General features: G+C 66.8%; 19 protein-coding genes, 1 tRNA gene, 2 pseudogenes and 2 riboswitches. Of the genes and pseudogenes, 5 read left to right on the top strand and 17 right to left on the bottom strand.

Annotated elements, in window-relative coordinates; all coding sequences use genetic code 11:
* Window positions 1-8 precede the first annotated feature (8 nt).
* The 7 genes from AC3WLY_RS29545 to AC3WLY_RS29515 all read right to left on the bottom strand — a co-directional run bounded on the left by AC3WLY_RS29545 (window position 9) and on the right by AC3WLY_RS29515 (window position 8,883).
* Window positions 9-1,145: an alginate lyase family protein gene (locus AC3WLY_RS29545; RefSeq protein WP_492309681.1), complete on the bottom strand. Its 1,137-nt coding sequence runs from the start codon at window positions 1,143-1,145 to the stop codon at window positions 9-11.
* Window positions 1,146-1,296: 151 nt separating this feature from the next.
* Window positions 1,297-4,224, bottom strand: a complete 2,928-nt coding sequence (gene gcvP, locus AC3WLY_RS29540) for an aminomethyl-transferring glycine dehydrogenase (protein WP_492309682.1) — start codon at window positions 4,222-4,224, stop codon at window positions 1,297-1,299.
* A 65-nt stretch (window positions 4,225-4,289) separates the two neighbouring features.
* Window positions 4,290-4,670 (bottom strand): glycine cleavage system protein GcvH, encoded by a 381-nt coding sequence (gcvH, locus tag AC3WLY_RS29535; RefSeq protein ID WP_175962709.1) that lies wholly within the window; start codon window positions 4,668-4,670, stop codon window positions 4,290-4,292.
* A 117-nt stretch (window positions 4,671-4,787) separates the two neighbouring features.
* Entirely contained in the window at window positions 4,788-5,906 is a 1,119-nt protein-coding gene (gene gcvT, locus AC3WLY_RS29530) for a glycine cleavage system aminomethyltransferase GcvT (RefSeq protein WP_492309683.1), read from the bottom strand.
* Window positions 5,907-5,990: 84 nt separating this feature from the next.
* Window positions 5,991-6,124: riboswitch (glycine riboswitch) on the bottom strand.
* Between the two features lie 32 nt (window positions 6,125-6,156).
* Window positions 6,157-6,259: riboswitch (glycine riboswitch) on the bottom strand.
* Window positions 6,260-6,373: 114 nt separating this feature from the next.
* Window positions 6,374-6,736, bottom strand: coding sequence for a hypothetical protein (locus AC3WLY_RS29525; RefSeq protein ID WP_347064609.1), 363 nt, complete (start codon window positions 6,734-6,736; stop codon window positions 6,374-6,376).
* 154 nt (window positions 6,737-6,890) lie between these two features.
* Window positions 6,891-7,943, bottom strand: coding sequence for an oxidoreductase (locus tag AC3WLY_RS29520; RefSeq protein ID WP_492309684.1), 1,053 nt, complete (start codon window positions 7,941-7,943; stop codon window positions 6,891-6,893).
* A gap of 232 nt (window positions 7,944-8,175) precedes the next feature.
* Window positions 8,176-8,883, bottom strand: coding sequence for an SGNH/GDSL hydrolase family protein (locus AC3WLY_RS29515; RefSeq protein ID WP_492309685.1), 708 nt, complete (start codon window positions 8,881-8,883; stop codon window positions 8,176-8,178).
* Between the two features lie 287 nt (window positions 8,884-9,170).
* Between AC3WLY_RS29515 and AC3WLY_RS29510 the strand changes: the two genes are divergently transcribed.
* Window positions 9,171-11,258 (top strand): UvrD-helicase domain-containing protein, encoded by a 2,088-nt coding sequence (locus AC3WLY_RS29510; protein ID WP_175962713.1) that lies wholly within the window; start codon window positions 9,171-9,173, stop codon window positions 11,256-11,258.
* A gap of 115 nt (window positions 11,259-11,373) precedes the next feature.
* On the opposite strand, the gene AC3WLY_RS29505 is transcribed toward AC3WLY_RS29510, so the two are convergent.
* On the bottom strand, window positions 11,374-12,270 hold the full coding sequence (locus AC3WLY_RS29505; protein ID WP_492332739.1) for a c-type cytochrome: 897 nt from the start codon (window positions 12,268-12,270) through the stop codon (window positions 11,374-11,376).
* A gap of 252 nt (window positions 12,271-12,522) precedes the next feature.
* Here AC3WLY_RS29505 and AC3WLY_RS29500 point away from each other — a divergent pair.
* Window positions 12,523-12,598: transfer RNA gene (locus tag AC3WLY_RS29500), tRNA-Arg, on the top strand.
* 54 nt (window positions 12,599-12,652) lie between these two features.
* Here the strand turns inward: AC3WLY_RS29500 and AC3WLY_RS29495 are convergent.
* Window positions 12,653-12,997, bottom strand: a pseudogene (locus tag AC3WLY_RS29495) (tyrosine-type recombinase/integrase); the annotation flags it as partial.
* On the opposite strand from AC3WLY_RS29495, the pseudogene AC3WLY_RS29490 reads away from it, so the two are divergent.
* Window positions 12,989-13,243: pseudogene (locus AC3WLY_RS29490) on the top strand (phage portal protein); the annotation flags it as partial. The pseudogenes AC3WLY_RS29495 and AC3WLY_RS29490 overlap by 9 nt on opposite strands.
* A 94-nt stretch (window positions 13,244-13,337) precedes the next feature.
* On the opposite strand, the gene AC3WLY_RS29485 reads toward AC3WLY_RS29490, so the two are convergent.
* Complete coding sequence (locus tag AC3WLY_RS29485; protein ID WP_492310500.1) at window positions 13,338-14,741, bottom strand: GGDEF domain-containing protein; 1,404 nt, start codon at window positions 14,739-14,741, stop codon at window positions 13,338-13,340.
* Between the two features lie 364 nt (window positions 14,742-15,105).
* On the opposite strand from AC3WLY_RS29485, the gene AC3WLY_RS29480 reads away from it, so the two are divergent.
* Window positions 15,106-16,677, top strand: a complete 1,572-nt coding sequence (locus AC3WLY_RS29480) for a TIGR04222 domain-containing membrane protein (protein WP_492310499.1) — start codon at window positions 15,106-15,108, stop codon at window positions 16,675-16,677.
* Window positions 16,678-16,911: 234 nt separating this feature from the next.
* A complete protein-coding gene (locus AC3WLY_RS29475) occupies window positions 16,912-18,858 on the top strand; it encodes a tetratricopeptide repeat protein (RefSeq protein ID WP_492310498.1) in 1,947 nt (648 codons plus the stop codon).
* A 90-nt stretch (window positions 18,859-18,948) separates the two neighbouring features.
* Here AC3WLY_RS29475 and AC3WLY_RS29470 read toward each other — a convergent pair whose 3' ends face one another.
* From AC3WLY_RS29470 to AC3WLY_RS29440, 7 genes are read right to left on the bottom strand one after another with little or no spacing between them, the layout of a single operon-like run.
* Window positions 18,949-19,680, bottom strand: coding sequence for a class I SAM-dependent methyltransferase (locus AC3WLY_RS29470; protein ID WP_492310497.1), 732 nt, complete (start codon window positions 19,678-19,680; stop codon window positions 18,949-18,951).
* A 4-nt stretch (window positions 19,681-19,684) separates the two neighbouring features.
* Window positions 19,685-20,470 carry a phytanoyl-CoA dioxygenase family protein gene (locus AC3WLY_RS29465; protein WP_492310496.1) on the bottom strand — a complete coding sequence of 262 codons (786 nt, stop codon included), beginning with the start codon at window positions 20,468-20,470 and terminating at the stop codon, window positions 19,685-19,687.
* A gap of 24 nt (window positions 20,471-20,494) precedes the next feature.
* Window positions 20,495-21,025, bottom strand: a complete 531-nt coding sequence (locus AC3WLY_RS29460; protein WP_492310495.1) for a GNAT family N-acetyltransferase — start codon at window positions 21,023-21,025, stop codon at window positions 20,495-20,497.
* Window positions 21,022-21,993: a hypothetical protein gene (locus AC3WLY_RS29455; RefSeq protein ID WP_492310494.1), complete on the bottom strand. Its 972-nt coding sequence runs from the start codon at window positions 21,991-21,993 to the stop codon at window positions 21,022-21,024. Before AC3WLY_RS29455 ends, AC3WLY_RS29460 begins: the two co-directional genes overlap by 4 nt.
* Window positions 21,990-22,766: a WbqC family protein gene (locus AC3WLY_RS29450; protein ID WP_492310493.1), complete on the bottom strand. Its 777-nt coding sequence runs from the start codon at window positions 22,764-22,766 to the stop codon at window positions 21,990-21,992. Before AC3WLY_RS29450 ends, AC3WLY_RS29455 begins: the two co-directional genes overlap by 4 nt.
* Window positions 22,694-23,839 (bottom strand): DegT/DnrJ/EryC1/StrS family aminotransferase, encoded by a 1,146-nt coding sequence (locus AC3WLY_RS29445; protein ID WP_492310492.1) that lies wholly within the window; start codon window positions 23,837-23,839, stop codon window positions 22,694-22,696. The genes AC3WLY_RS29450 and AC3WLY_RS29445 overlap by 73 nt, the downstream gene beginning before the upstream one ends.
* A gap of 43 nt (window positions 23,840-23,882) precedes the next feature.
* A complete protein-coding gene (locus tag AC3WLY_RS29440) occupies window positions 23,883-26,219 on the bottom strand; it encodes a tetratricopeptide repeat protein (RefSeq protein ID WP_492310491.1) in 2,337 nt (778 codons plus the stop codon).
* Between the last annotated feature and the right edge of the window lie 202 nt (window positions 26,220-26,421).

Genomic DNA, 26,421 nt, shown 5'->3' with positions numbered 1-26,421 from the left:
GAGTAGTGCTAGCGCGCCTGCAATGGCAGGCACGCGGCGAGCCATGCGGGCGGCGTCGGGGAAAGCTGCTGCGCGACGCGGGCGTAGCGCCCGTCCAGCCGCGCGGCCAGATGAAAGAGTTCAGTGGCGTTTTTCGGGTCCCACTGCCCCGTGTAGCCCGGCAGGCCGGCCTCGCGGCGCTTCGCGTCGAACGGCACCGGCGAATTCACGAATTCCTCGTGCGTCTTCTCGCCGAGCGCGTACGGCACGAGCCAGTCGAGCGCGGCCTCGAGCGTCGCGCCGTTCGCGCCGCGCTCGCGCAGCCAGTTGCGGTTGAAGCGGCGCGCGGCGAGCGCGGCCGTCACCAGCGGCTGCAGGTCGTACACCGCGTAGTGCAGCGCATCGCGCTCCTCGAAGTCCCACGTCCTGCCGTCCGGGCCGATGTTGTCGGCGAGATGCTCGACGAACAGCCGCTGCGCGGCGTTCATCATCCTGCGGTCGCCGAGCGTGAACGCGGACAGTGCGATCAGCTTGATCCGGTGGCTCTGCCAGTTGTTGCGCCAGGTGCCGGTGAGCGGGCGCTTCTGCGCGTCGATCTGCGCGACATAGCCGGCGCCGAGCTTCGCGATGAACGCGGCCGTCGCGTTGCGGGTCTTCACCGGCAGCGCGCTCGCGGTCATGTCGTACGCGATGATCAGGCTTTCGAAGCGCGTCTCGTCGATCGGGTTGAAGCTCGGCTGGTAGGTCGCGACCCACGCGGACAGGAAGCGGTCGACGAGCTGCAGGTAGCGCGGCGCGTTCGTCACGCGCCACGCGAGCGCCGCATCGCGCATCAGGTCCATGTCCTTCAGCGCGGCGGCGCTCTGATCGTAGATGCCTTCGTGCGGCAGCGTGCCCTCGGTGTGCACGCGCGGCATCGCCTTCGGCTGCTCGCCGATACGCGCGTCGACGCTGCGGATCAGCGCCTGCACGCCCGGCTCGGCCTGGGTCGTCTCGCTCGCCTGCAGTGCCGGCGCCGCGCAGAAATTCATCGCCGCGCGCGCGCTGCCGGACGCGCCGAGGCCGGCGGCGGCGAACGACAGCGACGCGACGAGCATCGGCACGAACCGGCGCGCACGCGGCCGACTCTGCGTTGCACCATGGCCCGGAAACATCGGACGCACCATGCGGAACTCCTTCATTGGCTGGATCGCGTGTGATGTTAGCCGGATTGGCGGACGAACGCGCACCGGTTCGAGCGGCGAACGCAAAAACCGCACGCAACACGGAGTTGCGTGCGGTGCGATCACCATCGGACGGCTCGGGGCCTGGCGCGCGTTATGCGTACTCCGACATCGGCACGCACGAGCAGAACAGGTTGCGGTCGCCGTACGCGTTGTCCGCGCGGCCGACCGGCGGCCAGTACTTGTTCGTGCCGAGCGACGCGACCGGGTATGCAGCCTGCTCGCGCGAGTACGCGTGCGGCCATTCGTTCGCGGTGACGACGGCCGCCGTGTGCGGTGCGTGACGCAGCGGGTTGTCCTCGCGGTCGGCGCGGCCTTCCTCGACCGCGCGGATTTCCTCGCGGATCGCGATCATCGCGGCGATGAAGCGGTCGAGTTCTTCCTGCGATTCCGATTCGGTCGGCTCGACCATCAGCGTGCCCGGCACCGGGAAGCTCATCGTCGGCGCATGGAAGCCGTAGTCCATCAGGCGCTTCGCGACGTCGTCGACGCTGATGCCGCTCGAATCCTTGATCGGACGCAGGTCGAGAATGCATTCGTGCGCGACCAGCCCGCCCGGGCCCGAGTACAGCACCGGGTAGTGCGGCGCGAGGCGCTTCGCGATGTAGTTCGCGTTGAGGATCGCGGTTTCCGTCGCGGCGGTCAGGTTCTTCGCGCCCATCATCGCGATGTACATCCACGAGATCGGCAGGATCGACGCCGAGCCGTACGGGGCGGCCGACACCGCGCCGATGCCGTTTTCGTCGCGCGCGTAGCCGGTCGAACGCTGGTTCGGCAGGAACTTCGCGAGGTGCGTGCCGACCGCGACCGGGCCGACGCCCGGGCCGCCGCCGCCGTGCGGGATGCAGAAGGTCTTGTGCAGGTTCAGGTGCGACACGTCGCCGCCGAACTGGCCCGGCGCGGTCAGGCCGACCATCGCGTTCATGTTCGCGCCGTCGACGTACACCTGGCCGCCGTGCGCATGGACGATCTCGCAGATCTCGCGGACGTTCTGCTCGAACACGCCGTGCGTCGACGGATACGTGATCATGATCGCCGCGAGGTCCTTCGAGTGCTGCTCGGCCTTCGCCTGCAGGTCGGCGATGTCGACGTTGCCCTGCGCGTCGCAGGCGACGACCACGACCTTCATGCCGGCCATGTGCGCGGACGCCGGGTTCGTGCCGTGCGCGGACGCCGGGATCAGGCACACGTCGCGGTGGGCTTCGCCGCGCGATGCGTGGTAGGCGTGGATGATCAGCAGGCCCGCGTACTCGCCCTGCGAGCCCGCGTTCGGCTGCAGCGACACGGCCGCGTAGCCGGTGGCCGCGACGAGCATCTGCTCGAGCTGGTCGATCATCTCGCGGTAGCCGACGGTCTGGTCGGCCGGCGCGAACGGGTGGATGCCGCCGAACTCGGGCCACGTGACGGGCAGCATTTCCGACGTCGCGTTCAGCTTCATCGTGCACGAGCCGAGCGGGATCATCGAGCGGTCGAGCGCGAGATCCTTGTCCGACAGGCTGCGCAGGTAGCGCAGCATTTCGGTTTCGGAATGGTGGCGGTTGAACACGTGGTGCGTCAGGTACGCGCTCGTGCGCTCGAGGCCGGCCGGCAGCGCGGCGACGCCGGCGAGGCCCGCGTCCAGCGCGTCGACGGCCGGCGCGGTGCCGCCCGCGGCCTGCGCGAACACATCGAGGAGATCGGCGAGGTCGTCGCGCGTCGTCGTTTCGTCGACCGATACGCCGACTTGCGTGTCGCTCACGCGGCGCAGGTTGATGCGCTTGCCCTTCGCGAATTCGTGAACCTGCGCGGTGCGCGCGCCGGTGTCGATCGTCAGCGTGTCGAAGAACGTGTCGTTGACGGTCGCGAAGCCGAGCTGCTTCACGCCGGCGGCGAACAGCGCCGCGATGCGGTTCACGCGCAGCGCGATCGTCTTCAGCCCGTGCGGGCCGTGGTAGACCGCGTACATGCTGGCCATGATCGCGAGCAGCGCCTGCGCGGTACACACGTTCGACGTCGCCTTTTCGCGGCGGATGTGCTGTTCGCGCGTCTGCAGCGCGAGGCGCAGCGCGGGCTTGCCCTGCGCGTCGACCGTCACGCCGACGAGGCGGCCCGGCATCTGGCGCTTGAATTCGTCGCGCACCGCGAGATACGCGGCGTGCGGGCCGCCGAAGCCCATCGGCACGCCGAAGCGCTGCGTGTTGCCGATCGCGACGTCCGCGCCCCATTCGCCGGGCGGCGTCAGCACGGTGAGCGCGAGCAGGTCGGCCGCGACGACCACGTGGCCGCCGGCCGCGTGGATCGCTTCGGTGAGTGCGCGGTAGTCGCGCACGTCGCCGTTCACGCCCGGGTATTGCAGCAGCACGCCGAACGCGTTCGATTGTGCCGCGTCGGCGGCCGGGCCCGTCTTGACCTCGATGCCGATCGGCAGCGCGCGCGTGCGGATCACTTCGAGCGTCTGCGGCAGCACGTCGTCGGCGACGTAGAACACGTTCGACTTCGGCTTGCCGGTGCGCTGCAGCAGCGTCATCGCTTCGGCCGCGGCGGTGGCCTCGTCGAGCAGCGACGCGTTCGAGATCGCGAGGCCCGTGAGGTCGGTCACCATCTGCTGGAAGTTCAGGAGCGCCTCGAGGCGGCCCTGGGAAATTTCGGGCTGGTACGGCGTGTAGGCCGTGTACCACGCCGGGTTTTCGAGCACGTTGCGCAGGATCACCGCCGGCGTGTGCGTGTCGTGGTAACCCTGGCCGATATACGAGCGGAACACCTGGTTCTTGTCCGCGAGAACCCGCAGCGCGGCGAGGGCTTCGGCCTCGCTCTTCGGCTGCGCGAACGGGCCGAGCGGCAGCGTTTCGGCGCGGCGGATCGAGGCCGGGATCACGGCGTCCATCAGGGCGGCGCGCGACGCAAAGCCGAGCGTGTCGAGCATGGCCTGCTGGCTGGCGGCGTCGGGGCCGATGTGGCGTTCGGCGAACGCGTCGTGCGTTTCGAGCGCGGCGAGCGAGAGGGGCGTGCGGTTCATCAGGCGGTCCGGGTGTTCGAGCTTCATGGCGTGACTCTGGTCCCGCGCGGGACGGGGCGGCTGGCCGGCCCCGCGCGGTTCGGGTAAGGAAATTAGTCGATCAGCTTGGTGTAGGCGGCGGCGTCGATCAGCTTGTCGGTCGATGCGCCGGCCGCGAGCTTGATCTTGAAGAGCCAGCTTGCGTACGCGTCGCCGTTGACCTGGTCCGGCGCGTCGACGATCGCGCCATTGACTTCGACGATCTCGCCGGACACCGGCGAGTAGATGTCGGATGCCGCCTTCACCGATTCGACGACGCCGACCGCGTCGCCCGCGGTCACCGACTTGCCGACTTCGGGCAGTTCGAGGAAGACGATGTCGCCGAGCGTGCTCTGCGCGTGATCGGTGATGCCGACCGTCAGCGTGCCGTCTGCCTCGGTGCGGATCCACTCGTGTTCTTCGGTGTATTTCAGATCGGCCGGGACGTTGCTCATCGGATGCTCCTGGATAAAAGGGTGTGATTCGTTCTGCTGGCGCGCCGCCGGGGCGCGCCGGATGTGGTTTGCGCCGGGCGCCATCTCCCGGCTTCCCGGGAGGCAGGCCCCCGGCCGTTACGCAGCGAGGACCTTGCCGTTGCGCACGAACGGCAGTTTTACCACGCGCGCGGGAAGATTCTTGTCGCGAATTTGCACCTGGATCGTGTCGCCGACCTGGACGGCCGTCGGCACGCGCGCGAACGCGATCGATTCCTGCATCGACGGCGAGAACGTGCCGCTCGTGATCTCGCCTTCGCCGTGCGGCGTGACGACCTTCTGGTGCGCGCGCAGCACGCCGCCCGCCTTGCCGTTTTCCTTCTGCAGGACCAGGCCGACGAACGCGGCGCGCGTGCCGTCGCGCTCGAGCGCGGCGCGGCCGACGAAGTCGCGCGGTGCGGTGAGGTCGACCGTCCACGCGAGGCCCGCGTCGAGCGGCGACACGGTGTCGTCCATGTCCTGGCCGTACAGGTTCATGCCGGCCTCGAGGCGCAGCGTGTCGCGCGCGCCGAGCCCGCACGGGCGCACGCCGCTTTGCTGCAGTGCGTTCCACAGCGCTTCGACATGCACGGCCGGGACGATCACCTCGAAGCCGTCTTCACCGGTATAGCCGGTGCGCGCGACGGTGAGATCGCCGAACGGCGTGCCGGCGACCTGCGCGGCGTTGAACGGCTTCAGCTCGCTCGTCGCGGCGCGCGCGGCGGGCACGGTCGTCCAGACCTTTTCGCGGGCGTTCGGGCCCTGTACGGCGACGATCGCGAAATCGCGGCGCGGCGCGATCGTGAGGCCGTAGCCGCCTTGTTCGTTGAGCTTGTTGAACCACGCGATGTCTTTCTCGGCGGTGCCGGCGTTGACGACGACGCGGAAGAATTCTTCGGTGAAGTAGTAGACGATCAGGTCGTCGACGACGCCGCCCTGCGGATTGAGCAGGCACGAGTAGAGCGCCTTGCCGGGCGTCTTGAGCTTGCCGACGTTGTTCGCGATCGCGTGCTCGAAGAACGCGCGCACGCGGCTGCCGGTGAAATCGACGACGCACATGTGCGACACGTCGAACATGCCGGCGTCGGTGCGCACGGCTTCGTGTTCTTCGATCTGCGAGCCGTAGTTGACGGGCATGTCCCAGCCGCCGAAGTCGACCATGCGGGCATTGAGCGCGCGGTGCGCGGCGTTGAGCGGGGTGTGATTCAGTGCAGTCATCGAGGCCTCAGGCAAGGCGCTTGCGCGCGGATCAGAACGGCCATGTGCCGACCGCCGCGGCCGACGGGCTGCGAGCGATCAGGTACATGCCCCTCTGTCCTCGATACCTGAGAGATTGCGCTGCGAGCAAAGCCCGGCGAGCGCGCGCCCCTTCGGTGGGCAGCTTGCCCGCGCAGCATGTGCGCAGCGGGCTACTGCCGCTCTCCAGAGTGCGGGGAGTGCGGCCCGCGCAATGCGCGGACGGGATTCCCCGACGCGGTCGGTCCTTTTGCCTGAGAGTTTGCGGGTGTGCCCCTTCGGCGGCGCGACCGGCGTTTCAGCAACGCGGTCACACGCTCTCCCGACGCGTGCGGGCGACTGTACGCGAGCGGTTGGACCTTGTCAATTTGAGCAAAAGAATGTCGCTTCGCGACAAGCGGCGGCAACCCGTGCCGCCGCTTTTTTCCACTCCGGCGGGCGCCGGCGCGTTACTCGCCGATCGCGCGCGCGGCCGTGTCGAGTTCCTGGTTCAGCACGCGCTGCTCGTCGCCGGACAGGCCGCCGCTGTGCTGCGCGGCCATGTCGTTCGCTTCCTGGCGGATCACGTCGAGGCGGTGGTGAAGCTGCGCGCCATACGGCGGCGGGTAGTAGCCGCCGTTCACGCGCGCGTCGATGCGGCGATGCAGGTTGTCGATCCGGCCCTGGACCTCCTGCATGCGCTCGTTCGCGACGACCTGCGGATTCGGCCGCGGCGGGGGCGCCTGCCGGGCAGGCCGCTGCGGCTGCACGACACAGGCCGCGAGCGAGGAAACCAGCACGCAGCACGCTGCTGCGCGAATCAACCGTTGCATCAACATTCTCCTGACGGATTGGTGTCGGATCGACTTTTTTTGAGAAACGCGTCAGACAGGTCTACCGCTGACTTTCGTTCCCCCGGCATTTGTAACCGATTGTTCCGGTTGCCCCGGCACACGCGTGCCGGCCGCAACCGGCCGGCGCGCGGTGTCAGACCGTGCGGCGCACGAATGGCAGCCGGCGGCCGTCGTGCTCGCTCTGCGCGGCGAGCTCGATGATCGTCATCACGTCGACGGCGTCCTGCGCGGTGACGGGGAACGGCGCGCCGTCGCGGATCGACGCGGCGAGCGCGCGGTAGAACTCCGCGTACTGGCCGTCGAGCGTCGGCACCGGGCGCTCGACTTCGACTTCGCCGTCGAGCACGCGCAACAGGCCGGGCGGGTTGCCGCCGCCGAACTCGACGTCGTCCGCGGTGAGGCCGGCCTTGAGCTGGTCTTCCTGCGTGTCGAGCCCGAACTTCTGGTAGCTGCCGCGCGTGCCGTGCAGCGTGAAGCGCGCGGGCTCGATCGCCGCCAGCGCGCTCGCATGCAGCGCGACGTCCTTGTCCGGATAGCCGAGCAGCAGGTGCACGAAATCGGGCGCCGTGCCGTTGTCGCGGCGCGTCTTGACGGTTGCGCTCACCGTTTCCGGCACGCCGAACAGCACGAGCGCCTGGTCGATCAGGTGCGGGCCGAGGTCGAGCAGCAGGCCGCCGCCGCGTGCGGGCTCCTCGCGCCAGCGCGTGCGCGGCGTCGGCCGGAAGCGGTCGAAGTGCGACGCGAAGCAGGTCAGCCGGCCGAGCTCGCCCGATTCGACGATGCGGCGCACGGTGAGGAAATCGCCGTCCCAGCGGCGGTTGTGGAACGGCGCGAACAGCCGGCTGCGCGCGTTCGCGAGCCGCGCAAGCGCAAGTGCTTCGTCGGCGGTGAGCGTGACGGGCTTGTCGACGACCACGTGACGGCCGGCTTCGAGCACCTGGCGCGCGAGCGCGAAGTGCGTGTCGTTCGGCGTGGCGATCACCACGCACTCGATGTCGTCGAGGCCGAGCAGCGTGTCGAGGTCGGGGACGACGCGCGCGCCCGGATACGCGGCCTGTGCGCGATCGGGCTGGCCCGTCGCGATCGCGGCGACTTCAGTGCGGCCGCTCGTGGCGATCACGGGCGCGTGGAACGTCGCGCCGGCGAAACCGAAACCCATCAAACCAATCCTGAGCAATGACGACATGGCAATTCCTGGCTGCGAAGGAAATTAAAGGATGGCGCGCCGAGGCGGCGCGAGGACGACCGGCTATTTTGGCATGGCGCCGCCGCTTGTACTGGCGCGTTGGGCGAAATGCGCGGGGAGACGCGGCGCATGCGCAATGGAAGCCGGCATTTGCGCGAGACCGCGCACCGTGCGCGCGTGGCTGCCTGCCCGGCTTCGAGGCAAACGGCCGGCGCGTGAGCGCCGTGCCGTGTCATGCGGCCGCCCGCTGCCGCACGGCGGCAGCGACCTGTGCGGCCCACACGGCGCATGCAGCTTCGCCTGGGTGGAAGCCGTCGGCGGCCATCAGGTGGCGTTCGAGCGGCAGCGCGACTCGCAGGAACGTGCAATGCGGCTGCGCGGCGGCCCAGCCGGCGAGCGCCGCGTTGAGCCGTTTCGCGCGCAGCCCGAGATACCACGCGAGCGGCTGCGGCAGCGCCGGAAAGCGTTCCATCGGCGGCACTGCCGACAGGATCACGTGCCCGACCCGGAAGCGCCCGGCGAGCGTCCGGACGAGTTCGGCCTGCGCCGCCTGCCAGCGGGCCGGCGGCACGCCGCCCGTCACGTCGTTGACGCCGAGCGACGTCACGGCAACGTCGAACGGCTTGGCCGGCTCGGCGGCGAGCCAATCGACGAGATCCCGGGTGGTCAGGCCCGTGCGCGCGAGCAGCTTCCAGCTCACGCGGTGCGTGGCCGCCAGTTCGCTCGCCAGTTGCCCGGACAGCGCGTCGTGCTGCGTCGCGACACCGACGCCCGCGGCGGCGGAATCGCCGACCACCAGCACACGCAGCGGCGGGCCGTTGCCGGCCACGCCGTCGCGCGGGCCGGCCGCCTCGGGCAGCCGCGGCGTGACGCGCCGCACGTAGCGCCCCTGCGCGAACAGTAGCGGGCCGAGGGCGGCGGTGGCGAGCGGGTATCCCATGGTGTCGATCCGGTGGCGTTTCAGGCGGTTCATGCGGGCCCGGCGTGCGGCGCCGCCGGTGTGCGCATATTGTGGCCGATCGGTGCGCGAACGGGGCCGGATTGGCCGGACGGACAGGGCGCGGCCGGGCGATCGGCCCGCACGGCCCCGTCCGGCGGCGCTCCCGAAATACGCGCCGCCGACGTGTTAACATGCGCGTCCTGCCCGCGTGTCCGCCTGCTTCGCCAGCCTGCCGCGCACGGCATCCTCCCGGCGTTCCGCCGTCAACCGCAACACCATCCGTCATCATGTCCGCAGGCCTCAATCCCGCCCAGAACGAAGCGGTGCGCTACCTCGACGGTCCCTGTCTCGTGCTCGCCGGCGCGGGCAGCGGCAAGACCCGCGTGATCACGCAGAAGATCGCGCACCTGATCGAAGCGAAAGGCTTCGAGCCGCGCCACATCGCCGCCGTCACGTTCACGAACAAGGCGGCCGCGGAAATGCGCGAGCGCGTGTCGAAGCTGCTCGAGGGCAAGACGCTCACCACGCCCGGCAAGGAAGGCCGCAAGGTGCCCGTCAACCAGCTCACCGTCTGCACGTTCCATTCGCTCGGCGTGCAGATCCTGCGCCAGGAGGCCGAGCACGTCGGCCTGAAGCCGCAGTTCTCGATCATGGATTCGGACGACTGCTTCGGGATGATCCAGGAGCAGCTCGGCACCACCGACAAGGGGCTGATCCGCAAGATCCAGAGCATCATCTCGCTGTGGAAGAACGGCCTGATCATGCCCGACGAGGCGATGGCGATCGCGGCCAACGAGGACGAGCACCAGGCCGCGCTGGTCTACCGCAACTACGTGGCGACGCTGCATGCGTACCAGGCGGTCGACTTCGACGACCTGATCCGCCTGCCCGCCGAGCTGTTCGCGAAGAACGAGCAGGTGCGCGACCGCTGGCAGAACAAGCTGCGCTACCTGCTGATCGACGAGTACCAGGACACCAACGCGTGCCAGTACGAGCTGCTGAAGCTGCTCGCCGGCCCGCGCGCCGCGTTCACGGCGGTCGGCGACGACGACCAGGCGATCTACGGCTGGCGCGGCGCGACGCTCGAGAACCTCGCGCAGCTCGGCAAGGATTTCCCGAAGCTGCACCTGGTCAAGCTCGAGCAGAACTACCGGTCGACGGTGCGGATCCTGACCGCCGCGAACAATGTGATCGCGAACAACCCGAAGCTGTTCGAGAAGAAGCTGTGGTCCGAGCACGGGATGGGCGATTCGATCACCGTCACCCCGTGCAACGACGAGGAGCACGAGGCCGAATCGGTCGTGTTCCGGCTGTCCGCGCACAAGTTCGAGCGGCGCGCGCAGTTCCGCGACTACGCGATCCTGTATCGCGGCAATTTCCAGGCGCGCATCTTCGAGCAGGTGCTGCGGCGCGAGCGGATCCCGTACGTGCTGTCGGGCGGCCAGTCGTTCTTCGACAAGGCCGAGATCAAGGATCTGTGCGCGTACCTGCGGCTGATCGCGAACGCCGACGACGATCCCGCGTTCATCCGCGCGGTCACGACGCCGCGCCGCGGGATCGGCAACACGACGCTCGAGGCGCTCGGCTCGTTCGCGGGGCAGGCGAAGGTGTCGCTGTTCGAGGCCGTGTACATGGGCGGCATCGAGGCGCGGCTGTCCGCGCGCCAGGTCGAGCCGCTCAGGATGTTCTGCGACTTCATCCAGCGCCTGACCGAGCGCGCGGACAAGGAGCCCGCGACCGTCGTGCTCGACGACATGATGGAGGCGATCCACTACGAGGCGTACCTGTACGACGCGTTCGACGAGCGGCAGGCGCAGTCGAAGTGGCAGAACGTGCTCGAATTCCTCGAATGGCTGAAGCGCAAGGGCACGAAGCCAGAGACGGAGGCCGTCGACGGCGAGGCGGAAGGCTTCCACAACGCGGACGGGCTCGCCGATACGGGCAAGAACCTGCTCGGCCTGATCCAGACCGTCGCGCTGATGTCGATGCTCGAGGGCAAGGACGAGGATCCGGACGCCGTGCGGCTGTCGACCGTCCATGCGTCGAAGGGGCTCGAGTATCCGCACGTGTTCCTGGTCGGCGTCGAGGAGGGCATCATGCCGCACCGCGGCGGCAGCGAGGACGACGGCCCGATCGACAGCGAGCGGATCGAGGAAGAGCGCCGGCTGATGTACGTCGCGATCACGCGCGCGCAGCGCAGCCTGCACCTGAACTGGTGCAAGAAGCGCAAGCGGGCGCGCGAGACGGTCGTGTGCGAGCCGTCTCGCTTCATCCCCGAGATGGGCCTCGACGAAGCGCCGCCGCCCACGCCGGAAGAAGCGCCGATGTCGCCGAAGGATCGGCTCGCGAGCCTGAAGGCGTTGCTGCAGAAGTGATGCGGCGGCGCCGTCGGGCGCACGGCGATCCGGCAGCCGGCGATCCGGCGGCCCGGCAAAACAAAACCCCCGCGATGCGCGTGCGCCGCGGGGGTTTTTTACGGGTGGGCCGGCGTTACTTCGACGCGTTGACCATGTAGTCGACGGCCGCCTTCACGTCGGCATCCGACGCGTTGTTCGCCCCGCCCTTCGGCGGCATCGCGCCCTTGCCGTGCAGCGCGTAGTTGTAGACCGTATCCATCGAGTCCTTCAGGCGCGGCGCCCAGTCTTCCTTGCTGCCGAACTTCGGCGCGCCGAGCACGCCTGCCGCGTGGCAGGCCTGGCAGGTCGACGTGTACAGCGCCTTGCCGGCGGTTGCCGCATCGGCGCTGGCCGGTGCGGCCGCGGGCTGTTCGCCGGCCTTCGGGATCGCGGCGATCGCGGCCTGCGCCGCGGCGATCTGCGCGCTCGCGGCGTCGGCCGCGCCCGACGCGCTTGCCGTGCCGCTGGCGGGCTGCGCCGCGTTGGCGGCCGGCGCGGCCGGTTCGGGGAAGTTCGCGCCGTCGTTGTTCGCCATGTAGACGATCGCGCGGGCGATTTCATAGTCGCTGACGTCGTCGGGGCTCGTGCCGCCGCGCGGCGGCATCGCGCCCTTGCCGGCGAGGGCCGTCTTCAGCAGCGTGTCGAAGCCCTGCGAGATGCGCGGCGCCCAGTCGTCCTTGTTGCCGAACTTCGGCGCACCGGCGGCGCCCGTGCCGTGGCAGGTCACGCAGACGGCCTTGTAGACTGCCTCGCCGGTCTTGTACGTGCGGGGCGCGTTGGCGTCCTTCACGTCGACCTGCGCGAGCGGCTTGATACGTGCGGCGACCTGCTCGTCGGACAGCGCGTCCGTGCCGGCGCCGGAACGGAACACATGGTTCGCATAGGTGGCGAACAGGACGATCAGGACGATCGGGATCGCGAACGACGCGATGATGACGGCAACCAACTGCCCGGGGGTTTTGACGGGAGATTCGTGGGGTGCTTCGCTCATGCTTGCCTCGTCTCCATGAATAGGAATTGTGAGCGCGGTGCAACGGCAAAATGGCAGTCCAATGAAGCACGGACGATTATAGACGGAACGTTTACATCACGGCGAGCGGCGCGATGGCGCGTGTTTACCCGCACGCAGCGCGGCCCGGCGGCGATTCGGCGGGCAAGGTGGACGCGTCAGGGGAAACCGGGTATCCTTGCCGTCTTGCCAATCGTGGGCGGCCTGTATATCGGGGTCGTTTCACTGTCAAATGCGCCCGTAGCTCAATGGATAGAGTACTGCCCTCCGAAGGCAGGGGTTGCTGGTTCGATCCCAGCCGGGCGCGCCAAGTCTAATCAGGCTCTCAGCCGTTTCCTTCCCTCGTCGGACAGTCTCATTGCAGCTAAACTGCAGCTAGCATCTGCACCGGCTCGGCCGTCAGCGGCGTGACCCACTGCGCCAGGTGCGCCACCGCCAGGTGCGCGTAACGCTGCACCATCTCCAGCGTTTCCCATCCGCCCAGCTCCTTCAACACCTGCAACGGCGTGCCGCGCTGCACATGCCAGCTCGCTCAGGTGTGGCGCAGATCGTGCCAGCGGAAGTCGCGGATGCCGGCACGCTTGAGCGCCTTGCGCCAGGCGGCCGTCCCCGTCTGGTAGACCGGCCGGCCCTGGTACACGAACACGCTGTCGACGCACTCGGGCGCGCGCTTCTTCGCGAGCTGGCGTCGCAGCACGACAATTTCCGTAACGTGCTCATGGACGCGCCGAACGGGAAAAAGGACGGCATCCAGCTCATACCGGTGTCGGAGGTCGCGGCGAAGGACGAGTTCTTCAACATCAAGAACGTGACGCGCGACGATCTGCTCGCCGCGCATCGCGTGCCGCCGCAACTGCTTGGTATCGTGCCGAGCAATTCGGGCGGGTTCGGCACGCCGGACACGGCCGCGCGCGTGGTCGGCCGGAACGAAATCAAACCGCTGCAGGCGCGCTTCGTTATGCAGTTTTATGCGCCTTGGTTATGCAGTCTCTGCGTGTAGTCTTAGCGTTGCAAGCGTTTGTGCTTGCGCGAGATTTCACCAGGAGAAATTACGCGACAACAACACGGTTGCGACCTTGATGCTTCGCGCGGTACAGGCGTTCGTCCGCCTTGCGCAGGATCGCGTCGATCGTCTCGCCGTCCCGGCCGAATTCGGAGGCGCCAACGCTCACGGTGACCTCGATCGGCTTGCCGATGCCGGCCTCAAATGGTGCGCCCGCGATCGCTGCACGGATGCGTTCACCGATCGACTGTGCGGTATCCAACGCGGCTTGCGGCAGCAGGACCATAAACTCTTCTCCGCCCACCCGCGCAACGCCGTCGTACGGCCTGATCGCATCGAGGCATTTGGTGACGAAGCGCTGCAACACCCGGTCGCCCGCCTGATGTCCGTAGCTGTCGTTGATTGCCTTGAAGTGGTCAAGATCGAGCGAAAGCAATGAGAACGGCGCGCCATTGCGCTTCGCCCGGGTAATTTCCGTTTCCACGCGCTCGATGAATTGCCGCCGGTTGGCCGCGCCCGTGAGCGGGTCCGTTGCAGCCAGATGTTCGAGCTTCTCGTTGGTCCGCTGCAGCGCCTGCAGGGCCTGCTCTGTCCTCGCCATGGCTTCTCTCAACCGGGCAAACAGCTCTTCCTGGCTGTAGATCTTCGAAAACGAACGCGTCGTGTGAAAGGCCTGCACCACACCGAAACTGAGCAGGAAGAAGCCGGCAGCAAAAATCGCATGCGCGAGCCACCACATGTGATTCCACGGCCGCCCGAGGATGAAGGCGACCGAGGACAGTGCGAACCACGCCACCGAAATGCCGTAGATCGTCATCAGGGGCGAGCGGATGCGACGCACGACTGGGGCGACAACATTCACGGTGGAGAACACCATTGCACCCCCCTCCAACGAAAGGCGCACCCACTGGTTGCCGGCCACCGGCGAATAGGCGAGCGCGGCGACCGCCACGTCGATCAGCCCAAACAGCGCGATCCACGTGATCCAGGTGCGGCGATCGACGCGGGTTGCGTCGCTGTCGGCCTTGCGGCTGTAGGCGAGCTGCCCGACAAAAATCAGGATCGACATGGTGAGACGCGAGGCCGGCCCATACAGCAGGAACAGCCAGATATTGTGATGCGCCATGCCGGTGAAGGCGCCATGCAACGCATAGACGAGGGAGAAGCCAAGAAAGCCTAGCGTAAGCCAACGCAGCAACGGCTCGCCGGACAGGCGATAGCAACGCCAGCAGACATAGGTGACGAACGCGCCTTCGAGCGTGGCAGCAGCGATCGCCAGCTCGTGAAAGGCGTGATTCTCGAATTTCAGCGACGGATCCTGGAAGAAGTACAGGTAGGCAATCAGATACGCCGGCACCAACGCGAAGCCAGTCAGCAGGAGCTTGGCATATATCCGGGTGACGAACTGGGCAGCGCCAGTCGGCTCTTTGGAGGCAACATTGGCGTGCATGTTCGGTCCTCGGTTTCTTCGGACGAATTCAGTATAGGCACGGGAACGCATTCGGCGAGACCTTTATGCGTCCCGCTCTGGGAATCTGATTCCGCAGCGGATTTCCTGGCGCACTGTTTTCCTTCCCGTAGTGAAATCGCAGCCAGCTGGTGGTCATCGGCGCTTTTCGGTGTCGTGATCTTCGGTCGGTTGAGGCTACGGCCGTGCTTGCCGGCGCCCCTCTCCCGGGGCCCGTCGCATCGCACGATTTTGGGCAGGACCGGCGGACAGGCGTCGCACTGCTGCACCGTTATGCGAGAATCGCCCGCAACGACAACTCCAAGCGTCGATCGCGGCGGCCGTCCGCGCATCGCGCCGACTCCCGATGGCTGCCATTCCGTCTTCCTCGACCGCAGTCGATGCCCGCGCGCTGACCGATGCGCAGCATGCCTTGCTCGCACGCCTGCACGCGTATTCCCCCGACGATCCGAACGCGCCGCTGCCATACAGCCGGCGCCTCGCCGACGCCGAGGGCTGGTCGCACGAGCACGCACTGGCCGTGATCGACGAATACAAGCGCTTCGCGTTTCTCGCGCAGGTGGCCGGGCACCCGGTCACGCCGTCGGTCGCGGTCGATGCCGCCTGGCATTTCCACCTGCAATACACGCTCGAATACTGGGACGTCTTCTGCGCCAGCGTGCTGCGCGCGCGGCTGCATCACATGCCCGGCACGGGCGCGCCGGACGAAGCCGCCGTGTACGCGCAGCGTTATCGCGACACGCTCGACAGCTATCGCCGGCTGTTCGGCTGCGAGCCGCCGGAGTCGATCTGGCCACCTGCGTGCCTGCACGCCGCGCACGGATCGCCGCAGCCGGACCTGCCGGCCGCGGACGAGCCGGCCGAATCGGATTCGCCTGCCGCCCCGCCGGGCGGCAGGATCTGGCGCAACCGGCTGCCGAAGCTCGTGTGGCCGGCCGCCGCCGCGAGCGTCGCCGCGACCTGCGCGTCGGCGCAGGACTTCAACGTGCTGAACTACACAGGGCCGCAGTTTCTCGCGTTCTACGTGCCGGCGTGCATGGTCGCGTTGCTGCTGATCGTGGGCCTGCAACAGATCGAATATCGCTGCCGGCGCTGGGGCGCGCGCGCTCGCGAAGCGCCGCCGAACCTGACGGTCGAGGAGGTCGCGTATCTCGTCGGAGACGAATCGCGGGCCGTGCAAGTCGCGACGCTGTCGCTCATCCATGCTGGCGCGATCGACCTGAGGATGGCGGGGCGACTGGGCGCGCGCGTGCAGAGCCTCGATGTGAGGCGCGCCGGCGCATATGCGGACGAATGCTACTGGCTGGATGGGCAGCCGGGCGAGGAGGCCAGCTTCGGCGCGTTCCGGCAGCTTCTGGCGCGTCGGGTTTCCGAATACGCGGATTCGTTGCGCAATTGCGGCTGGCTTTGGGTGCCCGGCGAGATGCGGACGGCGCGCATGGCCGCGCGCACGATTGCGCTGCTGGTGCTCGGCACGGGCGCGGCGAAACTGGCGGTCGGGCTGAGTCGAGGGCGGCCGGTCCTGTTGCTCGTCATCTGTATGGCGGCGTTCGCGATCGCATACCACTTCGTCGCGCAGCGCCTGACCGGATTCGGGCGCGGCGGCCTGACGGTGGGTGGGCAGGCGTCGCTTGACGCGTACCGGAGCGCACGCCAGGGCGAGTCCGATTCGCCGGACGAGTTACTCTGGGCTGCTGCGCTGTTCGGCGCGGGAGCGTTGGCCGGCACCGCGTGGGCCGTGCATTCGAGTGCTTTGATGGAGCCGCCGCCGTTGATGCGAGCCCCGATGGCGGCGCGCACGGGCGGTTCGGATTCGTCCGGCAGCAGCGGCTCGTCGTCGAGCTGCGGTTCGTCGAGTTCGTGCAGCTCCAGTTCATGCAGTTCGAGCAGTTGCGGCGGGTGCTCGTCGAGCAACTGAGCACGTAGCCTGCACTGCGCATCGCGGGCCGCCACGGGCGGCGCGCCCCATTGTCTGAACAGCCGCGCGGAATGGGCTCAGATCGCCGCATCGCCCGCGTGCACGCTTCGGTAAGCTGTCAATCGACGCTATCCGTGCCGAAACGGTCACCCGGGCGCAGCGCGCCCCGCGCATGCCGGGCCGCAGCCGTGCCGGCCGGACGCGACGAACTCCCGCCGCTTAGCCCAGCCTTCCATGACGACGCCTGCTGCCGACGTTTCCGCGCCCGTTCAACAAGTCGCAGCCCAGTGCCAGAACGGACGGTTCGCCGACGCACTGTCGCTCGTCGCGCCGCTGCTCGACGCGCCGGCGCCGGACGTTGCAGCGCTGCACGTCGCGGCCGTCTGCGCGCTTGGCTTGAACCGGCTGGCCGACGCGGAAGCCTGGTGGCGGCGCGCGATCGACGCGATGCCAGGGTTCGATCCGCCATACGACGGCCTTGGCGCGCTGCTCGTGTCGCAGGGCCGCCTGCCTGAAGCGGAGGCGATCCTCCGCCGGCAACTCGCTTCCGTCACGCCGTTGCGGGCGTCGCATCATCACCGGCTCGGCAAGGTGCTCGAAGCGCTCGGCCGGCTCGATGAAGCCGAACAGGCGTTCGGGCAGGCGCTGCTGATCGAGCCGCAGTCCGCCAACGTGCTGACCGATCTCGGCAACGTGCTCCGCGTTCTCGGCCGGCCGGCCGAGGCGGAACTCGCCTATCGGCTCGCGATTGCCGTGCGCGCCGACCATGCGCTCGCACACGCGAATCTAGGCGCGATCCTCGTCGACATGCAGCGGCTGCCCGAAGCGGAAGCGGTCAGCCGGCAGGCAATCGCGCTCTGCCCGGACCACCCGGAAGCGCATTACAACCTCGGCGTCGCGCTGCAAAATATCGATCGCTTGCCCGAAGCGGAAGCGGCGTATCGCGACGCGATCCGTTGCGGCCCCGGCCTGCCGCAGCCGCACAACAATCTCGGCTGCGTCCTGCGCGCGCAGGGCCGCCACGACGAAGCGACGGCCGCGTTCAGCGGCGCGCTCGCGCTCGCGCCGCAGATGGCCGAAGCGCATTACAACCTGGGCACGACGTTCGCGCATGCCGGCCGCCACGACGACGCCGAACGCGCGTACCGACGCGCGCTCGAGCTGCGTGCCGATTACGGCGATGCGCGTTTCGGGCTGGCGACGCTGCTACTCGGCCTTGGCCGGTTCGAGGAAGGCTGGCGCCGCTACGAATCGCGCTACGAGCAGTCGGCGTTCGTGTATCGCCGGACGCGCGAGGTGCTGCGGTGCGCGCAGTGGCAAGGCGAGCCGCTTGCCGGCAAGACGCTGCTCGTCTGGCAGGAGGATGGCCTCGGCGACATGCTGCAGTTCAGCCGTTATTTCTCGGAATTTGTCGCGCGGCACGCGGCGCGCGTGGTCGTCGCGTGCCAGCCCGCGCTGCATCGGCTGATGGAGACGGTCGACGGCGTCGACGAAGTGCTCGATCACGATGCGGCCGCCGCGCGTGCGCAGGAATTCGACTACTGGACGAGCCTGCTGAGCGCGCCGATGCACGTCGGCACGACGCTCGACACGATTCCGCCGCCGGTGCGGCTCGTACCCGATCCCGCCCGCGTCGCGCGCTGGCGCGCGCGCCTCGATGCGCTGCCGGCCGGCCCGCGCGCCGGACTCGTGTGGAAGGGCAACCCGAAGCATTGCAACGATGCGCACCGCTCGCTGCCGTCGCTGGCTTTGCTGACGCCGTTGTGGAGCGTTTCAGGCGTGAATTTCGTGAGCCTGCAGAAGGGGCAGGGCGAGGACGAGGCGCGCGATCCGCCGGGCGGCCTGCCGTTGCTGCATCTGGGCTCGGAGATCGACGATTTCGCGGATACCGCTGCGATCGTCGCGCAGCTCGATCTCGTGGTGTGCGTCGATACGTCCACCGCGCATCTGGCCGCGTCGCTCGGCAAGCCTTGCTGGGTGCTGCTGCCGAATCAGGACGTCGACTGGCGCTGGATGCACGACCGCGACGATTCGCCGTGGTATCCCGGCACGGTGCGGTTGTTCCGGCGCGGGCGCGACGAGAACTGGATTCAGGTGGCCGAGCGCGTGCGCGGGGCGTTTGCGGCGTATATCGGCGAATTCGACTCGCCTCCGCTTGCGACGGCCGGTGGCACCCGTTGACCTCGGCACGTCGTATCTCAACCGGACGCCACGCAAATTGAGGCGGGCGAGCAACTCACGGAGAAGTGGGTGACACGTGGAGTGTCCGGTTTACTCCCCCCGCCCGCATATTCCGTAGATGCTCGAGCAGAGATCCGGATAGGTGCGTCCCAGCTCAAAACATCCTTCCAGATAAGCGTCCGAAACGATTCCCGCCGCGAGCGCCGCATCGATCTGGAAATTCGCTAGCCCCTTGAAGGCGACGCCGCCCGATGTTTCAACGTGGAGGCCGGCTGCCCGCAGGTTGGCGAGCAGCGTATCGAGCGAATAGGTAATACGGTGACCGTGCGCCGCTTCCGCCGGGGTCACCGCCGCGGCGTGTTCGATCAATCCCATATGCACGGCGATCTGCCGTGATGCTGCGCGTGCGTTCGGAACGGCAACGAACAGTCTTCCCTTCGTCGATAGCCACCCGCGTATGCGGCGCAGCACGTCCACCGGATGATCGAGGTGTTCGAGCGTATGGATCAGGAAGATATTGTCGTAACGCCTCGCGGGCTCGAACGTCTCGAACGTCGAGTGATGAAAGGTCACCGCGCCACTCGTCTTTTTCGAAGCGGCCGCCACGCAATCGGCGGATGCCTCGACTACCTCCAGATCCTGGAAGCGTCGAGCGGCCAGATGCGTAAAATTGCCTTCGAAGCAGCCGAGTTCCAACGCGTTGCCGCTCACGAAAAATGGGGCAAACGTCCGGATCATGTATTCATGCATCCGGTAGTCGAAGCCGTAGGCGTAGCGATGCTCGGGGTGGTCCTTCGCCTCGGAGTCATAGTCGCGGGTCATGGGGTCAATCCTGTCCACGTTGATAGAAGCGCCGTTCGACCGGCACGTAAAAATCTTCGAGCGACTCGGGCACGCGAGCATTGAAGCCGATCACCTGACGCAGCCACGGATCGTAGTGCTCGAGATTGCGATAGCCGAGCAGCCGCGGGTAATCGAGCTGTGGTTTGAAGAACGGGCTCGTGAACGTGAGCGTCAGCGCGCGGCGCGGTGCGTCCGTCACATTGTGCCCACCGGCGTGCCACAACCGGGAATCGAAAAGCAGCAGCGAGCCCCGCTTGCCGGTCGCACGTGACGCTTGAGCGTAAAACCGATCGTCGTCGGGCGGCTCGGCGAGTGCCTGCGAGCCGGACAGTAACCACGTCGCACCATTGTCCGTCGTGAAGTCGTCGAGCATCACGAGTGCATTCAACATGAAGCGCCGGTCTTCCGAACCGAACCGAATGTCGCGATGCACGTTCTTGACGTATGCATGCGTGTCGCGTTCGTTGATGACGCCGCCGTACGAGTTGAGGATGAACCTGCCGCCGAAGTAGGCGTGAAACAGCGATGCGAACCGCTCGAACGCGGCCAGCAGCGTGATGTAGCACGGATCGTCGGCGAGCAGGTGGTGCAGCGTGCCGCTAGCGTCCGCTGCGACGCCGTTGCGTTGCCGGATCGCATCGCGCAACGCGAGCGATGGGCCGAGCGCGCGGCACAGCATGTCGGTCAGAGCCGTGTCGAACGCGTGGGGTACAACGGTCCAGCCGGCGCAAGCCAGCTCGGCTTCGTGGCGGTTATCGGTAGCAGTCATACTTGTTGACGGGAAAAATTCGATTCAGCGACGCGTCGGGCGCTCGTGCGCGAGGATGGCCATCGGCACGACGTCGACGTGGCGTCCCGATTTGAAGGCGGCTTGCCGCTGCAAACCTTCGGCCTGGAAGCCGGCCTTCTCGTAAAGCGCGATCGCGTGCGTATTGGAAGCCAGAACGGTCAAGTGCACACGGTGCAGGTTGAGGTCGTCGAACGCGTGATCAAGTGCAAGGCGGGTCGCTTCTGTCCCGATGCCAAGACCGCGCGCCGCGGTATCGCCGATCTGGATCGCGAACTCCGCGTCGCGACTGACCCAGTCGATGTCGAGCAGGTAAACGACGCCGATTGCTTGTTGCGTTGTGGTGTCGCAGATGGCGAGACGCACGTTCCGGTGACGGTTCGCCAGATATGCGTCGAACCACTTCTCGTCGACTTCGGTATTCACATATCGGAATGGACTGCCGAGCATGTCGACGAGGTTTCGATCTGCGCGCCAGGCATTCAGCACCGGGAGGTCGGCACGGTCGAGCTCGCGCAAGGTGATGACGGTTTTCATTGACGGCACTGCTCCAGGATCTGGTCGACGAGCGGCTTCAGTTGTTCCGGCGACAGGCGTTGGTCGCATGGGACGAACAGCGTGTCGTGCGGAAGATTGCGCTCGAAATCCGGCATGTCGGGGCCAGAGGGCAGATCGGGCCAGTACGTCGCGCTGTAGATGCGTTGCGTGCGCCATATGTCACGCAGCCTGCGCGGCGCGCCGAAAAACGGATAGCAAAGCGGCGCGCGATCGGTCGTGTCGGTGAGCGACAGGCGATTGCGGGAGCCGAGGCGCGCGTGCAGATAGCGGAAATTGGCGATCCGGCGCGCGCGCACGGTATCGTAGTCGATGCCTGCGAGGAGTCGCTGCGTCAGTGTCGACATGCGTTGCGGTTCCTGTTGCTGGAGGCTTGCCTCGGCCGCTGCGAAGTCGGCATAGCCGGCTTCCGCGCCGGCAGCCATTCTCGTCAACAGGTGGCGGCAGCGTGCGATCGAGTCGTTGTCGGTGCGTTCCGGGAGCGGCATGTGGGCGTGCGAGACGAGGTAGCCGCCGTCGGGCACGCCAACGAACTTGCGGGGAGAATAGATGGTCGCCAGGCAGTCGCGCGGCGAGGAGAAGAACGCATGTGCGTTATCGATCACGACCCGCTCCCGTGGGTGCCGGACAAGCATGTCATCGACGTGGTGATCGCATACACCAAAATAATTTACATACAGGAGCCACTCGCCGTCACCGAGTGTGATGGTCGGGCAGCCGAGGTCGCGATCGAGCGCGTAACGCCGGATTGAGGTGCCGGCCGCCCGCAACGGTTCGACCATGCTGTCGCATAGATACCACGGCGCCCAGACGGCGGACGGCCTACGTGCGCGCAACAATGCGAGAAATGCCGCCCGTGCGGATTGGAAGCGCATCGCGTCGCGATGCCACTCGCGCCCGCAATCCGGCCATTCCAGCGCCAGGTAACCGCCGATCGCGTCGTCGATCATGCGGCCACCGTGTCGGTTGCAAGCATCGTGCGGACCGCGTCGACGCGATTGAACATCAGTACATCGATGATCGACAGGTTCGGCACGAACGGCATGCCGAATTGTGTGTACGAGCCGGATTCGGGTTCGATGAACGCGAGGTCGATGCCGGCGTCGAGAAACGCTGCACGATCGTACAAGGTCCGGCCGCCGGGCGCGTTAACGTAGAGTCGGGCGTTTTCTCGGCGACAGATATCGATCACCCGCATCTGACCACGCAACGTGACGTTGCCGTAACCGGTCGACGTGGCGATGAATTGGGTTTCGATGCCGAGATAGGCGCAAGTCTCGGCGACACTGTGCGACGCAAGCCGCCCGATTGCATCGGTATCGGCCGACAGCACGCGTTCGACGAGCCGGATAACAGGCGCATATTGCGGTGCGCGCGAATAGGCGTGATGCAGCATTGCGAGCAGTTTGGGCATCCAGCGATCCCGCGGCTGGATGCGTACATCCAGAATGGGGTGCGACGAGCCGGCACCGTTCAGCGGAACGGTGAGGTAGTGCGGCGCGCCCCCGAGCAGAATGCGATTCCGGTTGATCCAGCCGTTTTTGATGTACGCGACGTCGTCGTAAAACACGAAGCGGTCGACCGACGCCGCGAGCTGAAAGTAGCCGAGATACGGAAACAGATACGGCTGCATGATCGCCAGGCGCACGATCAGTGCTCCGCGATCACGCTGACGATGCGCAGCAGGTCGTATTCCGTCAATGCCGGATAGATCGGCAGGCACAGTACCTTCATCGACGCCTCGGCGGCCACCGGCAGGTTCGCACGACTGGCGGACGGCAAGCCGCGGTACATCGGGAAGTCCGAAACCAGCGGATGGAAATAGCGGCGTACATAGATGTCACTGTCGCGGAACTTCGCGTATAGCGCGTCGCGGCTCAATGGATATTCCGGCTCGACGAGGATCGGAAAGTAGGCGTAGTTCGCCGCGATTTCGCCGGCGTCCGTCAAGCAGCGGATGCCCGGTATATCCCGCAGCAGTTCCCGGTAGCGAGCGTCGATTTCCTGACGGCGGACCAGCGCGCCGTCGATGTGTTGAAGCTGCAGCAGCCCGAACGCCGCGTTCACTTCGCTCATCTTTCCGTTGATGCCGGAGGCGACGACCGTGACTTCGTCGACGAATCCGAAGTTTTTCAGATGATCGATGCGCTGCTTCGTTTTCGAATCGGGGCAGATGATGGCTCCGCCTTCGAACGTGTTGAAGACCTTGGTTGCATGGAAGCTGAGAATCGACAGGTCGCCATGTTTCAGCACGCTGCCGTCGCCGGTTCGAACCCCGAACGCGTGCGCGGCGTCGTAGATCACGCGGAGGTTGTAGTTGTCGGCGATTTTCTGGATCGCATCGACGTCGCACGGATGTCCATAGCAATGCACCGGCATGATTGCCGTCGTCTGTGGCGTGATCGCCGCCTCGATTTTCTCCGGGTCGAGATTGAGCGTATGCGGATCGACATCGACGAATACCGGCTTGATGCCGTTCCAGAGGAGCGAGTGCGCCGTCGCGACGAACGAATAGGGCGTCGTGATCACCTCGCCGGTGACGCGTAGCGCCTGCAGTGCGGTGACGAGTGCGAGCGTCCCGTTCGCGAACAGCGACAGGTACGGCACGTCAAGATATTCACAAAGCGCGCGCTCGAACTGCTGGTGGAACGGGCCGCCGTTGGTCAGCGTCCGGCTCTCCCAGATCTTCTCGAGGTATGGCAGGAACTCTTCGAGCGGGGGCAGGTGCGGTTGCGTGACGTAAATGCGGTCCTGCCGCAGTGCGGCAACCGATTCGGGCGGAAGGCTGGCAGTCATGATGTCCGATTCACCTCGTGCGTGAACGTTTGACGCGAACCCGTCAGGCGGGATCGGTGACGACACCTGGCGTTGTCGCCGTGGCGTCGAAAGATACGGGTGGTTCGCCCGAGCACCAGCGTGTCCACATCGTGCGCAACGCGGACGATAGGCCCGCTGCGATCGTTTGGGGCTGGAACGCGGCTGACGCGAGGCAGCGATTGCGCATCGACGTGCGCAATACGTTCAATTCGTCGAGACGCTTCGACAGCTCGAGTGTGCGTTCGACGAAGTCGTTGGCATCGTGCGCGATGAATTGCTCGAGTCCAAGGTGACTTAGCCAGCATGCGCTACCCCGACTCGGAAGACTGCGGCCTGCAATCGTGACGGTCGGAACACCCATCCACAGTGCATTGAGCGTCGTAGTCGAGCCTGCGTATGGGAACGTGTCGAGGCAGATGTCGACCTGGTGATGCTGCTGCAGATAGACGGCGGTCTGCGCACGTGGGCGAAACGTGAGTCGCTCCGCAGGGATGCCCTCGGCACCGAACCAGTCGACGAGCGTGTGTTGGTCGTGTTCCTGCGCAATTGCGCCGATCGTCATTCGCGCGTGCGGGTCGGCTCGCAGGATCTTTGCCCAAAGCGCGACGACGTCCGGGCGCAACTTGTTCAGGCGGTTGAAGCTGCCGTACGTGACATGCCCGGCATGCAGAGCGGGCAACGCATTGATCGGCGGACAATGCGGCGGCGGAGAGAACGGCGCAATTGCCGGCAAACGCGCGATCTTTTCGACGAATTGAGAATCGAGCAAGCCAGGCGGGGTGACGAAGCGATCCGCAAGGTAATAGTCGAGCGCAGTCAGGCCTGTCGTCCCGGCGTAGCCGATCCACGAAGCCTGAACGGGCGCCGGCTTGTGCGCGAACGCGGTCAGGCGGTTGCGGCCGGTATGGCCGGACAGGTCGATCAGGATATCGATTCGATCGCGCCGGATCGTGTCGACGAGCGCAGCATCGTCGAGTACCGTGACGTCGGTCCACGTCTCGGCCTTTTCGCGAAGCTTTTCTGTGATGTGATCCTCGAATAGATGATTCGAGTAAAAATGCAAGGAAAGTCCCGGATCGTCGCTCAGATGGTGCACGACGGGTGCAAGATACGATGCGACCGCATGGTTGAACAGGTCGCCGGACACGAGGCCCACGCGCAGCTTGCGATGGGGCTCCCGAGGGTTGGCATGGCGCAAAGGCTTGACGCGCGCCTCATGCAGTTTCCCGAATGCGCGATGCTCGCGCAGCAACGTTTCCTCATCGACCGCATCGTCGTGAATCAGGCAGAACAGCAGGCTGCTGTGCGTGATGCTGTCCATCGGATTGATTTCGATGGCGCGCCGGAACCACGGGATCGCTTCGAGCGATGCGCCCTGGTCGAGCAGCAGGAAGCCGAGCGCGGAGTGCATTGAAGCGACCTGCGGCGCCAGTTCGACTGCGCGGCGGCATGCCGCGATCGATTCGTCGTGGCGACGCAGGCCATGCAGGACGAGGCCGAGAATCCGGTGACCTTCGGCGTTGTCGGGCTGCATCGCGATGATGTGACGACATTGCGTTTCCGCCTCGGTCGCCCGGTCGGCCGTGCGCAGCGCCTCGGCCAGCAGCGTGCGCGTCATCAGGTCGTGAGGTTCGCGCTCGATCAGTTGATAGGCGGCGTCGATGGTTTCGCGATAGCGGCGATCACGATACAGCGAGACGGTGAGCGCCCGCCAGCTCGCGGCGTCGGCCGGATACGCGGCAACCAGTTCCCGGGCGAGCGCGATCGCTTCGATATTGCGCCCCTTGTTGAACAGCGCCGTGTGCGCTTGCAGCTTGCGCGATGGTACCCGATGAAGGATCGGGCGATGGGCCGTCGGCGTCGCCTGCGTGGCGTCGTTGGCGGGCAGCGCCGCCAGCGATATGTCGAGCGTCGCCGGCGCGGGCGCGGCCGGTGCAGTCGGGAATACGACCGTCGGCGCGGCCATCTGCGCAATCAAGCCATCGAGTGCGGGGCCGTGCACACCGCGTTGCTGCGCCATCTCGACTGCGATCCACGCGGCCGGAGTCTGGCCGCTGCGGTACAGCGCGTTGATGTAGCCGACCCAGTAGTTGCCGTTGTGCGGAACTGTTCCGAGCGCGATCTCGAAGTGCGGAACGGCCGAACCGGGATCGCCCGCATCGACTTTCAGAACCGCCAGGTTGTAATTCGCATCGCCATGCTCGGGCAGCGCGCCGAGTATCGCTTCATACAGCGCTTTTGCATCGTCGAGCGCGCCGGCGTGGTGGCGCTCGATGGCGCTTTGCAGGACGAGCGCAATATCGTGCTCGAATTGCTGATCGGATGTCGGCGCGGCGATGGACGAATCGGACGAAGGCATGGCGATGGTTACGGGGAATCGGTCGGTACCATTATCTGCAGCGTCGCGGCGAGCCGATGCAGCGAGGTGACGCCAAAAGCCGCGTCAATTTGATTGATAGGCGCGTCCGCGGCATGGACCGCCGCGGGCCGGCGGCCCCCCCCCCCAAAAAAAACGCCCGCACGAGGCGGGCGGAGGCGAACGAGCACGCCCTCACATCAGC

The organism is Burkholderia sp. FW306-1C-G01B, assembly GCF_058781685.1.
This window is presented reverse-complemented; position numbering and strand designations above follow the sequence as displayed.